Raw genomic sequence first — 12,003 nt, 5'->3', positions numbered from 1 at the left:
TGAATGTTTGGCTATAGTGTGCGCCAAAACAGATGGACATATGCCCTGCATCATGCCTTCAGCCGCTGCTGTTTTCATTCGTTTCCGGGGTGGAATTCGCTTTTGATGATTAAATATCGCTCCAATTCGCGCACCAAATGAAACAACGCCGCCCGCTCTTCAAACTGCTCGCGCGTCTTTGGCAGCGGCATCGCCTTAAACTGTTCGCGCATCTCGGCAAGGCGCCGCAAAAAGCGGTCCGCCGTATTCCCCGGATGAATGGCGTCGCTTAATTCGTCGATAAAATCCGCAATCATCATCCGCTGCTCGACCGTGTAGACGAGCGACGTCACAAGCGGAAGCATATGCTCAATGATTTCCAACTGCCGCTCGCGCATGCGGAAGTAGCGGACATATTCATCCTCATTCCGCCATAATTGGTTGTCGGCGTGGCGCATGGCGAGTTTTTTCGCTTTTTCGAGCGTCTCGGCGGCGAGCGGAAGCTCTTTGCCATCCCAATCGAGTTCATTGGTGCGCAAGTAGCGGACGATTTCTTTTAAAATGATGCGGAACAAGTCTTCAACCGTGCGTTGATGCTCCTTCAACTGCTTTTCCACACTCGGCATATACATGTTCATCAGCAGCGCCACACCAATGCCAACCGCCACCAGCAAGATCTCATTGGCGACCAATCCCCACGTGATGTCCTTGGCCGCATACAAATGCAAAATAATGACCGAGCTTGTCGCAATGCCTTCATTGATTTTCAAGCGGACGGTCACAGGAATGAACAGCAGCAGCAACAGCCCGATCGTCCACGGATGATAGCCGAAGACGGCAAAAAACAACGCCGCAAACCCGATCGCGACAACGCACGCCGCAAAACGAGCCCGGGCGGTCTCAAGCGACCGCTTTTTCGTCACTTGGACGCATAAGATGACAATAATGCCGGCGGAAGCGAAGTTATGAAGGCCGATCAGCTGAGCGATCGCAATCGCCAGCGCCGCCCCCACCGCCGTTTTCAATGTCCGATAGCCGATTTTCATCGCGAGTCTCCTTTGCCAATGTTTGCCGACTTCATTGTACAGATGACGGCGCTTTCGATGCAAGGAAAAACGGACAATATTTGGCTCACATGCACACCCGTCCCGAAGCCCATCTGCCCAAACAGCCGCGCAAGGGCAAAAAAAGGCCGCCCTCAAGTGAGAAAGCGAACCGGCTAAATCCGGAGGCACGGTTCATGAGCAGGCTTTCTTATAAATCGTTTTCCCATCGCGCTTGATTTCGCGCCTGATCGCTTCGTTCAGCGCGTCGAAAAAAAGCACGTCGCACAATGGACACTCCCTACACCTAAAGACGCAAAATTTGCCAAAAATCGTCATCATGACAATACGATTTTCCTATTATTTGTGAATATACTGTGAATTTCCATGTAAAAGGTTGACATCTTCTTTTTTTTTTTATAATGCCATTGAATTTTACAAACATTTCAAATTGATGATCAGAGAGGGCATTCCATATGAAATGGGTTTTCATTTCAAGGATGGCGTCCCGCTTAAAAGCAGAAGCCATTTTCATATTGGTATTTTCCGGGGCTTTGATGTTTGATTGCCTCAATCCCCATACCATCAATCCAGCGGAATGGATCTTATATACGAAATACTTGGTTCCGATTGGAATGGCGGTCTGGCTGCTTTTCAGCTTTCGGTTGCACGTTTCCTTGTTCGCCTCAACGCCGATTCACTGGATCGCGATGAACGACATCATGCGAAACCCACAAAAGATCGTCTTCTGCCAAGCTTTGACCGCGTTTGTTTGTTTTTTCGCTTTGCAAATGGCCTTGGCCGGGATCATCGCCGGTGCGGTGATGATCAACTATTCAGCGGGGTGGGATCTTTTCGCCTTTCTGTTTCCATTGTATTTGATCCATTTTCTTCTTCCATTTCTATGGGCGTGGATGATTGGATTGTCCACAAGCGCTGTTTACGCCTATCATTCTCCGAAAAAAGCGATGTTGCTCGTTGGCGTACTTGTTTTGTGGATCATCGTGCTGTTTTCTTTGGAATATCGCAACCCATCCTTCTCCTTGTGGGTAAACCATCGTTGGCCTTACATTGACCCGTTATTCAGCCTAACCTTTCAAAAAGAACGCGTGCTGATCAAGTTGGCGTATATCCTTTCTTCCATCGCCGTTTATGGCGTTTTTCGAAGCATGCGGCGATCCTTCGCGGGGCTTGCGGCTGGTGTGACTCTCGTTATTTTCGTAACATTTTTCCTTCAACATGCACAATCAAAATTCCAGTTGGATGACATTCTGTTGGCAAACGACGTCAAACTTTATCAACAAATCAAACATCAAGATCAAACCAAGAACATCCCGTTGAATGGATATTGGAAAATCAAGGAGATCGAGGTGAATCCGAAATCCACGTATCCGATCAAAGTCACACTCTCTCTGCATCCGAAAGAACGCACCGTTCGTTTTTCGATCAACGAGCAATTTCAAATCGATCACATCCAAGGCGGAGGGAAGCGTTTACCCTTTCAACAACAAGGAAACGTTGTTCAGGTGGAGACCAACGGTGCGCCATCCATGACGATCTATTATCAGCATACGTTCGGCTCAACCTTTTATCCGTTGACATCGGGCGTCACTTTGTTGCCATTTGAAGCCAACTGGTATCCGCAGTCCGTCGATTCAACGCTTTACGATCTTGACTCATCCGGAACTCTACATTCCAATGTGGAAACGAAAACATGTACACGGGTCAAAATGATTGTCGGAAAGGAAAAGTACCGTTGGCGTGGGGACCATCCCCTTTGTCTCTCCATGATCAACGGTCCTTACAAACAAATTCAAGTGCAACATACTCGTTTCCTTGTTTATAAACCGTTTCTCACCACAACAAGAAATTATATGGAGTTGAAGCGTCAACTCGTTTCCATCCGCAATGAGCTATGTCACGTATTTCCGGATCTTGCAAACATAGATTACTGCACAAAAGAAGTCAAGAGCGTCTCGATCATCCCGAAAAGCATCAACACAACAAATCTTTCGCTGTATGACAGCACGGTGGCTGATGGAAACTACACGTTTTACATTGATCCGTTCTTGGACGTCAATGGCAGCCCGGCAACCAAACATATTCAGGAGTTGGCTGCGTTTTTCATCCCATACCGATTGTTCGAAAACGAACGGCTCAGCCTCTTCGCCGGCTTGTATTTAATGGAAAAACTACATATTCCATCCATCGGATATGGAAACAGGATAGCGGAAAAATCCTCCATCGACTCAACAGCGTGGGAGCACTACATGGCATTATCGATGAAAGAAAAAGAAAAAATATTGATTCAACTAGTGCAAGAAAGGGGGAGAGGAGACAAATGATGGAATTAAAACACGTGACCCTCAAGCACAATCGCCAACTTATTTTGCATCATTGTTCCGTCAATCTCCCTTCTCAATCTATCATTCTAGCCAAAAATCACATTCGCACAGATATTGTCGCTCAAGCGTTTGCCGGCTTTCATCCTATCGATGGAGGGGAAATCCATTTCGATGAACAGGCAACAAAAAGAAAGGAAAAATCGAATAAAACCGTATTTTTCGTGATTCCTGAGAACTACCATCAACTGTGGAGAAACTATCGTTTGCAAGATATTTCGATATGGCTGAACCGGCCATTTCAACAATCGGCGCTATGGAAAAAATATCGCCTCCCTTCCCATGCATCAATCGATTCATTCACTATGTTTCAACGGCTGATTTATCTTGTTTCCCTTGGACAGTCACTGAATCGCACAGTGTTCATTTTCGATCAGCCGACTAAACACTTTGACTTCGAAGACTTAGAACAGTTTTATTATTTCTTAAAAGATGATTTTTCGAATGCACATTATCTCATCTTTACAAATCGAATAGAAAAAATATTCACAATGCTTCCTAAACCCATTTATCAACTTGATTCTACCAAATTACTACCCTTGAAAGGAGGTGAGAAGGATGGTTGTCAATAAGGCACGTAAAACGAAAGCTAAGGGGCTACCACTATTCATTTTAGTGTTGGTTCTCAGCATTGCTGGATCTGTTTATGCCGCCGGCACTTCCATTGCGCATATTTCACCGGGGGCTAGTTCTGCCACAGGAACACCAGTGAAAGCTACTGGGGCTTCTGGAACATTGGCCGTCTCTTCATCAGGTCCAGCATTTTATGTACAAGGGTATGCCAAAAAACAAATCAACTGGTGGCCTGATTCAACAGTTGCTTCGGCAATAGCCTATCCATCACAAACAGTAAAAAAATCTTTTACAGCTGAAAACGGGTCTTTCTACTATGCTGAAGCATACACACAAGCCAACGCGACATCTATTTATGGCGAAGCAAAAGTGACCGTGAATTAAGTTTGCACGCTTCATTCAACAAGCAAGCGAATGTCAACACGGCTCCATCACACCGGCATTCGCTTGCTTCCTTTTATCGTTGATGGATGCGACCATGCTGAAAATGGAGTGACCCCTTATGGCTTTGTTTACTCGCCTATCGTGGTTTTACGCCAAACAGATGGGAAAAAGCATTCTCTATATGGGAACATACACATTTTTGTTAATCATGCTGATGATGCGCTTTCTCATTCGCCAGTACGATTCCTTTGGTAAGACGGATTATGGAAATTTTGTCGGGGAAATGACGTTAATCGTCCAAGCGACAATGCTGCTGTTTATGGTGTTTTTTTACAAGTTGTTCTCTGATGAATACCGATTTGGCGCCAATCTTTTGTTTGCCGGTTCACTGCGCATCACAGCGTTGAAAATCGCCGCCTTGTTCGCCAATCACCTGTTGTTTCTTGCATTCTTCACCGGTCTGCAAGTTGTGCTCGTATGGCAGTTTTATCGGACATGGAGCCTTCCCTTTTCTTCGTTGTATACCGAAACGGCATCGTATATTGCCGTATATTGGCTATTGCCGTTCGTATTTGCCTTTTTTCTTGGTATTTTCACTGCTCTATTGTTTGGGAAAAACCGATTAAGCTTTGCCTGGATGATGGTCATTTGGCTGGCAATCGGCCCGATGAATACACAATTGTTTTCCCGTTATTTCCATCGCATCCCCTTTTCCGACATCCATAGTTTGTTCTACATCGGTCCGTTGAATATGGACGATGTATTTCGTGACGTCATTGGATACAACGTCAGCCTTCCGACGTATATGAAAATATTGTTTTGGATCCTAGCGTCGATGATGGCGGTATGGGCCATTCTTTGGAAAACGGCCCGCACTACAAAGGAGAAAGCGGCCATTATCATGGGCGTTGCTTTCCTTTTGTCGGGTGATGCTTGGTTGTTTCCGCATATTTTCACAGGAAGCAAACTGGTGTTTAGCTACGCTGATTTGGCTCAAGAAAATGTTTACTATCAAACTCATGATCCAACAATCAAACCGAGCACATTGCACTATTCGATTGAACGGTACGACATTCAGCTGGAGGCCAAAAACGGTGTACATGCGAAAGTGAAAGTGACCTTGCGACAAATTCGGGGCGACACGCTGTCGTTCGTGCTTTATCATCATTTTTCTCTGAAGCAAATCACCGATCAAACCGGAAAACAGCTGCCGTTTATTCAACAGGGGGATGTCATCACGGTCAAACGGTCATCCAATCGCTTGACCGACGAATGGACGTTTGAGTATCAAATGAACGATTCCGCGCAAATTCCCATTTCACCGCACTATTTGTTTTTGCCGAGCGATTTCAGCTGGGTGCCGACAAAAGCCGACCATGCGCCGTTTGCCTTTGTGAACGTTCATTCCAGTCTGGTGCCTGTATCGATGCAACCGAGCCATCCGATCCGCTATACGTTGTCGTTTCACGGAACGGCGCCGTTTTATACGAATTTGCCGCGCCGAAGCGACGGAACGTACGAAGGAGTTGTGTCCGGCGGCATTACAGCCGTAGCGGGAATGTTTTTGAAGGAAAAAATCGGGCCGTGGCAGATCGTGCACCCCGCCGATTGGCCGAATCTTGAGCGGGATTGGCCGGTTTTCGAACGTCATGTACGGCGCATCCACCATGACATCGTGCAGATGTTCGATTTAAAAGAGGCAAAGTTGCCGACGAACATCGTGTTGCTCGCTCCCCATGGTGAACAACGGAGCGTATATAGCAGCGATCATTTGCTTCTTCAAATTGATACGCCATATTCCCTTCGCTCCCAAGAAGGAACATTGATGTATTTGCCGGAAATCATAACAGAAGGACTTCTTTGGAGGGGAGCACATTCATCGATGCAAAAAGAAGTGTTTCAAGCGTTGCTGGCAAGATGGTTCCAACAACAATTAGCCCTTCCCTATTCCGGAGGAGATTTGACGTTTGATTTGGCTTTGTCAGTCGACTCTCCTGACGGGAAAACAGAGGAAGTGCTGAGGCAGCTGTCTGGGGAGTATGAACGCTTATCCGATGAGAAAAAACAAGAATTTTTGGCTTTATGGTACAAACAAATGAGGGAAGGAGCAGATGGCAGCTGGGAGAAAGCGATACAACTCATCCGCATGGTTCAGGAGGGACAGACATGATCCATGTATCCAGCGTCACGAAACGAATCAAAAAACAACTCATTTTATCGAACGTATCGCTTTGCATGGAAGGGATTTACGGGTTAGTCGGACCGAACGGAGCCGGCAAGACGACATTGATGAAAATATTGGCCGGCTTGACACCCATGGATGAAGGGCAGGTGGCGATCGACGAACGAAGCTGCACCAAAGGAAAATATGTGAAAGCTCATGAACGGATCGGTTATTTGCCGCAAGATTTCATGGTCTATCCGAACATTACGGTCGAAGAAGCGCTTGACCATCTCGCTTTATTGCAAGGAATGATGGACAAACGCGAACGGCACGCGGCCGTTGCCGAAGCAATTCAAAAAGTGAACTTGAACGGCCATGAGACGAAAAAGATGTCCGAGCTGTCCGGCGGAATGCGGCGACGGGTGGGAATTGCCCATTTATTGACGCGAAAGCCGTCCATCTTGCTGTTTGACGAGCCGACTGCCGGCTTGGATATTGAAGAGCGAATCCGCTTTCGCCATCTGCTCAAGCAGCTTGGTTCCGAGCATACGATTGTCATTTCTTCGCACATTGTGGAAGACATTGAGTTTTTGTGCACCAAAATTGGGGTTTTGAAACAAGGGCAAGTGTTGTTTGAAGGCACGCCGTCTGAGCTGAAGTCCCGCGCAGAAGGCTGCGTATGGGAATATTGCATATGCCCCGAAGAATTGGATGACTTGATCGCAACGAGAGAAGTGGTGCAGCTTCTCGAAGAAGAGGATGGCATTCACGCGCGGGTGTTTTCCAAAAATGGGGGAACAGGGGGGAGACCGGTGGCACCGCGATTGATCGATGGCTATTTGGCTGTTGTCCGAAGAGGGGAACCAAGATGAAAGCTTACATCGAATGGATGAGAACCGCATTCGTGTTTGACCGCAAGACAATGGGCGGAGCCTTTTTTATCCCACCAGCGATGTTCATCCTATCGCTGTTGCTTATTTTGCTTGTTCCCCGGAAATCGTCAAGCATTTACGATGATGTGATCGTCATCCAAGGGTTGTTCATCCCGTTTTCCGGATGGTGCCTGATTTATCGATTCGGTGAACTGTATGAAGATGGAGCGCAAGAAACGCTTGTCCCTTACTATAGGCAATGGGTTTGGATCGATATCGTACGTTATTCTTTCATCCATTTGTTGGGGGTTGTCGTGCTAAGCGGGGCATTCATGTGGAAATATGGAGTTTCTTCTTTGTCTTTTTTGAATCTCATTCATTTCATTCTATTGACGTTCTTTTACCTATTTTTCAGCACTGCCGCCCTTGTTCTTACAAAAAACACCCATATCGCACTGACAGTCATTTTTATTTATACGGTGCTTGAAGTGGCCACATTAGGAACGTTCATGCCCTGGCCGCATATCTTTTTGTTCGAGCCGCCGGTTTGGGAACCGATGCTCATCAACAAATTCATCATGTTAACGCTGTCCATCTTCCTAGCAGCATGTATCACCATTGTATGGATCCGCAAAGGAGATCGGAAACCTCAATAAAAGCAGACAGGGGATCATTGACGTTTGGCCGCAAATAACGGCTTCCCCACCCAAACGAGAGGCTATGCTTACAAATCGATTGATTGGTGGCCCGACAGCGTCGTCGCCTCCACCAACTGGCTTAATCCCGGTCAAGAAGAAACGCGCAACTTTACTCAAACCAATCAGGCTAAATACTATGGCCAAATTGTTGGTCAAACGATTGGCTCAAGAGGATATGTGACCATTACCGTCAAATAAATATACCGAATCCGGATGATGAGGGAGTCAGGGATACGCCTAAAAAGAATGGGGCGATCCATGACCGCATTTTTCTTTTGTCAACTTCTTGGAAAGAAAGCGGTTGATCAGCTATGAGGTGGAATTTTCTCGTCTTATTTTATCTAAAAAAACTGTTGAGAAGTAAGCTATACGTTGGTGCCAGCACACTATTTTTTTGTTTTGTTGCTTATCAGATTCCTTTTATTCTTTCCAGACGATATGAACTCAGGCATGGAATACTCTGGGGAATTGCCCTCTGAAGTGTTCATGCTTGTCCAAATCGTATCGATCTTTTACATCGTGTTTTTCTATCTTCTCTATTCAAAAGAACTTCTTTACGGCGTTTCGTCATGGTTCGCCGATGGCTACCGGATTCTGCTCGAGAAAATGAGCGCCTTGTTCGCGGTTCATACGCTGTGCCAAGGGATCATGCTGATGATGAGCTGCGCTGTTTTTTCACTCGTGTATCTCTTCGTTGGGGTGGAGCCTTCGGATCTGTATTTGTCGCTGCTTCGGTTTCTCGCCGTCTATCAGTTTGGACCGCTCATGCTCACCGTCCTGTACGGCGTCATCATCGCACTGCTGTTGGAAACGAAAAAGGTCAGTTTTTTCACTATTTTGCTTGTGTGGATCCTAACCGGACCGATGACGACGGAGCTGTTCATCGATCTGTCCGAAACTGTTCATGCCCGCGACTGGACGTCGCTGCTGTTTATCGGAAAACACGCGATTCAACGGGCGTATGATTCCTACCATCGGGTTTGAGGTCGACCGCGGCGGAGAATGGAAATGGACCGCGTGGTTTCTTTCCCTTGTCGGGTTGGCGTTGTTGTCGTCGATCCGCTTTACGCAGACGAGAAAGGAGCGAAACACCGTCCTGAAAGCGCTGCTCGTCTTCCCGTTTCTGATCGTCCTAACCGCCTACCACTCCTTGCAAACGAACACCAAGGCGTTCACCCGGGCCGATCAGACGACCGAACTCGAGGAATACCGACAAATGAAACAAGAGACAACAGCCGATTTGCGCTACCGTATCCAGTCGTATGACCTTTCCTTGCATGGATCGCGTGCGGTCGTGCGCGTGGCCTTGTCCCAGTTGGACACGAACCGGCCCACGTTTCAACTGTACCATTTGTATCCGCTCCACTCGATTGAAGCGGACCATCAGCCCGTCAAATTTACAGGAAACGGCGATCTCGTGACCGTGTGGCTGCCGAAACGCACCTCGACGCTCACCTTTTCCTATGAGATCGTCGATACGGCGCTCATTCCGTACACCAACGGCCGCATCGTTCTGCTGGCGGATCGAGCGTGGTATCCGAAAAAACGAGCTGCGCACATGTATCGGATTGATGAATATCGGGTGGCGGGATGAAAGCTTGGGATGGGGCGTTCACCGATCAATTCTTTCCAAATGAAACGTACACCTTTACCTTGGACGTGGACGGCGATGTGCTGTTTTGCAATGTGCCAAAGCGTGGAAAGGTTTACCGAGGGAAGGCGCAAGCGGTCACCTTGGTCAAAGGGCAAGGACATCAACTCGTCTATCAAGGATATGAGATCACCTATCCAGCCGACTGGCCGCACATGGCGGAACGGGCGCCGACTGTCATCCGCCAGTTGGAAAAAACGTTTCATTATGTACAACAAATCGCATCAACGGCGGTTCCATCGCTGCCGAAATCCATTGTGTTCTCAAGTCGGGGGCTATCCTCGTTTATGGCCAATGACCATCTTGTCTATAACACGAGCTTTTTTTCGATTGGCACCTATCATGTGGAACGAGATTATTATGAAAAAATACTCCGGCTTTCCGTGCCGCCGAAAGGGTCGCGGATCGTGTACAACGAGTGGATTTCGCTGGCCACCCGCTGGTTGATGCAAAAAAATGGCCTGCCGGTGATCGACTGGAGCTCCAAAAGCGAGTGGTTCGAGTCGCAACCGCGATCCGTGCAGAAGCAGATTGAATCGATTTATGACGATTTATGACGATTTTCAGCCGCTTGATGTAGACCAAAAACAGCAATTTTTGCGGACATGGTATGAGAACATAGACGATGCTTGGACATGGGATCGCGTCTTCGAGATGATGCAGGAGGTGAAAGGCGTTGACGGTCACCATTGAAGGTTTGACGAAAATCGTGAAAAAAAAGGCGATTTTATCGGATGTCTCCCTCACCATCTCCGGCGTGTACGGCTTGCTTGGACCAAACGGCGCCGGCAAGACGACATTGATGCGCATTTTGGCCGGGCTGTTGGATTTCAATGCGGGACAGGTGTCGCTGGGAGACGAGCGGATCAGCACCGGCACGAGAGTGAAGCGGGTGAACAAGATCGGCTATTTGCCCCAAGAGTTTATGATTTACCTGGAGCTGACAATGTATGAAGTGCTCGAGCATCTCGCGGTATTGCAAGGAGAACATCCCGCCGCCTGCCGGCCTAAAATCGAACAGGTCATCGAACAAGTCAACTTGTCTTCTCACATGCATAAACCCATGCGCGAGCTGTCCGGCGGCATGCGGCGGCGGGTGGGCATCGCCATGCTGCTGCTTCGGGAGCCGTCCATCCTCCTGTTTGACGAGCCGACGGCCGGCCTTGACATCCGTGAGCGCGTGCGGTTTCGCAATTTGTTGAAGCGGCTGGGGCAAGATCATACGATCGTCATCTCCTCGCATCTTGTCGAGGACATTGAATTTTTGTGCACCAAAATCGGGGTGTTGGACCGCGGCGTGGTGCTGTTTGAAGGCAGCCCGGACGAGCTCAAGCAAAAAGCCGCTCCTTATACGTATGAGTTGGACGTGCCGTTTGAGGAACTCGACTCGGTTATGGCCGCCAACGAAGTCGTCCAAATGAACGAAGAGCCTTCCCACGTCGTCGTGCGCGTCCTATCGGAGAACCCGATCGGCCGGCCTGTCGCCCCGCGGCTGATGGACGGATATTTGGCGTTGTTGAAAGAGGTGGAAGCGCATGGATAAGAAGACGATCGCCCATCATTTTTCCTTTGACCGCCGCTTGCTCGGCCGATTGTACTGGTTTCCGTTTCTCGCGTATGGGCTGTGCGTGGGGTTGATGGTGATCTTTTCCGCCCGCTCCGACGAACCGTTTTTGCCCTACACTGTCATCCAAGGCATCGCCGTGCCGATCGCCGGATGGCATCTCGTCTTTTTGTACCGCCATTTGTATGACGAGGGGGCGAAAGAGGCGGTGTTATGGTATTATCGGAAAGAGGTCGTCCTCGACTTGGTTCGCTATGCCGTTTTGCATGGGGGATGCATCGTTCTTCTTGTCTTGGCGGTCATATGGATCCATGGAACGATGTTTCTCACCGCTCCCGTTTTGGTGCACCTGTTTCTGTTGTTTTCGTTTTACCAGTTGATTGGACTTGCCATGTTATGCGTCTTCCGCAACCTGGATGTCGCCTTGTCGGTCATCGCGGTCTATACCTTTATGGAAGTCGCGACGCAAGGGACGTTCATGCCGTGGCCGCATCTGTTTTTGTTTCAAGCGCCGGCCGACTCGCTATCCCTCCTTCTTCCTATGATGTGGCTGGGGGCGGGCATTGTGATCGCCGCCATTTTGATTGGACGGGAGTTTTGGTAAACGAGGGCGGAACCCAACAGAGGAATGTGGGGGGCTTGTTGGTGTGGTCTCCGTTCATTGGACGCACCC

The 12,003-nt window shown here is 48.4% G+C and carries 10 protein-coding genes and 1 pseudogene; 10 read left to right on the top strand and 1 reads right to left on the bottom strand.

Translation table 11 applies throughout. The annotated features are described in order from the left end of the window. Window positions 1–74: 74 nt before the first annotated feature. Complete coding sequence (locus GC56T3_RS06090) at window positions 75–1,025, bottom strand: aromatic acid exporter family protein (RefSeq protein WP_013144802.1); 951 nt, start codon at window positions 1,023–1,025, stop codon at window positions 75–77. 473 nt (window positions 1,026–1,498) lie between these two features. On the opposite strand from GC56T3_RS06090, the gene GC56T3_RS06080 reads away from it, so the two are divergent. From GC56T3_RS06080 to GC56T3_RS06040, 10 genes and pseudogenes are all read left to right on the top strand, one after another. Further along, complete coding sequence (locus tag GC56T3_RS06080) at window positions 1,499–3,367, top strand: hypothetical protein (protein WP_013144801.1); 1,869 nt, start codon at window positions 1,499–1,501, stop codon at window positions 3,365–3,367. Continuing rightward, window positions 3,364–3,996 (top strand): hypothetical protein, encoded by a 633-nt coding sequence (locus GC56T3_RS06075; protein ID WP_041468286.1) that lies wholly within the window; start codon window positions 3,364–3,366, stop codon window positions 3,994–3,996. Before GC56T3_RS06080 ends, GC56T3_RS06075 begins: the two co-directional genes overlap by 4 nt. Beyond that, window positions 3,983–4,381, top strand: coding sequence for a hypothetical protein (locus tag GC56T3_RS06070; RefSeq protein ID WP_013144799.1), 399 nt, complete (start codon window positions 3,983–3,985; stop codon window positions 4,379–4,381). Before GC56T3_RS06075 ends, GC56T3_RS06070 begins: the two co-directional genes overlap by 14 nt. 118 nt (window positions 4,382–4,499) lie before the next feature. Further along, a complete protein-coding gene (locus GC56T3_RS06065) occupies window positions 4,500–6,551 on the top strand; it encodes an ABC transporter permease (protein WP_013144798.1) in 2,052 nt (683 codons plus the stop codon). Further along, window positions 6,548–7,417: an ABC transporter ATP-binding protein gene (locus GC56T3_RS06060; RefSeq protein ID WP_013144797.1), complete on the top strand. Its 870-nt coding sequence runs from the start codon at window positions 6,548–6,550 to the stop codon at window positions 7,415–7,417. The genes GC56T3_RS06065 and GC56T3_RS06060 overlap by 4 nt, the downstream gene beginning before the upstream one ends. Beyond that, window positions 7,414–8,073, top strand: a complete 660-nt coding sequence (locus GC56T3_RS06055; protein WP_013144796.1) for a hypothetical protein — start codon at window positions 7,414–7,416, stop codon at window positions 8,071–8,073. Before GC56T3_RS06060 ends, GC56T3_RS06055 begins: the two co-directional genes overlap by 4 nt. A gap of 24 nt (window positions 8,074–8,097) precedes the next feature. Continuing rightward, window positions 8,098–8,313, top strand: coding sequence for a hypothetical protein (locus GC56T3_RS18430; protein ID WP_074044580.1), 216 nt, complete (start codon window positions 8,098–8,100; stop codon window positions 8,311–8,313). Between the two features lie 113 nt (window positions 8,314–8,426). Then, window positions 8,427–10,459, top strand: a pseudogene (locus GC56T3_RS20275) (ABC transporter permease). Then, window positions 10,443–11,309 carry an ATP-binding cassette domain-containing protein gene (locus tag GC56T3_RS06045; RefSeq protein WP_013144795.1) on the top strand — a complete coding sequence of 289 codons (867 nt, stop codon included), beginning with the start codon at window positions 10,443–10,445 and terminating at the stop codon, window positions 11,307–11,309. Before GC56T3_RS20275 ends, GC56T3_RS06045 begins: the two are co-directional and overlap by 17 nt. Next, on the top strand, window positions 11,302–11,934 hold the full coding sequence (locus tag GC56T3_RS06040; RefSeq protein WP_013144794.1) for a hypothetical protein: 633 nt from the start codon (window positions 11,302–11,304) through the stop codon (window positions 11,932–11,934). Before GC56T3_RS06045 ends, GC56T3_RS06040 begins: the two co-directional genes overlap by 8 nt. Window positions 11,935–12,003: the final 69 nt, after the last annotated feature.

The sequence above is a fragment of the Geobacillus sp. C56-T3 genome, assembly GCF_000092445.1.
Taxonomy (GTDB): Bacteria; Bacillota; Bacilli; order Bacillales; family Anoxybacillaceae; genus Geobacillus; species Geobacillus thermoleovorans.
This window is presented reverse-complemented; position numbering and strand designations above follow the sequence as displayed.

Coding starts and splice junctions, on each gene's coding strand:
- GC56T3_RS06090 (WP_013144802.1), bottom strand. CDS start 1,025: ATGAAAATCGGCTATCGGACATTGAAAACGGCGGTGGGGGCGGCGCTG.
- GC56T3_RS06080 (WP_013144801.1), top strand. CDS start 1,499: ATGAAATGGGTTTTCATTTCAAGGATGGCGTCCCGCTTAAAAGCAGAA.
- GC56T3_RS06075 (WP_041468286.1), top strand. CDS start 3,364: ATGATGGAATTAAAACACGTGACCCTCAAGCACAATCGCCAACTTATT.
- GC56T3_RS06070 (WP_013144799.1), top strand. CDS start 3,983: ATGGTTGTCAATAAGGCACGTAAAACGAAAGCTAAGGGGCTACCACTA.
- GC56T3_RS06065 (WP_013144798.1), top strand. CDS start 4,500: ATGGCTTTGTTTACTCGCCTATCGTGGTTTTACGCCAAACAGATGGGA.
- GC56T3_RS06060 (WP_013144797.1), top strand. CDS start 6,548: ATGATCCATGTATCCAGCGTCACGAAACGAATCAAAAAACAACTCATT.
- GC56T3_RS06055 (WP_013144796.1), top strand. CDS start 7,414: ATGAAAGCTTACATCGAATGGATGAGAACCGCATTCGTGTTTGACCGC.
- GC56T3_RS06040 (WP_013144794.1), top strand. CDS start 11,302: ATGGATAAGAAGACGATCGCCCATCATTTTTCCTTTGACCGCCGCTTG.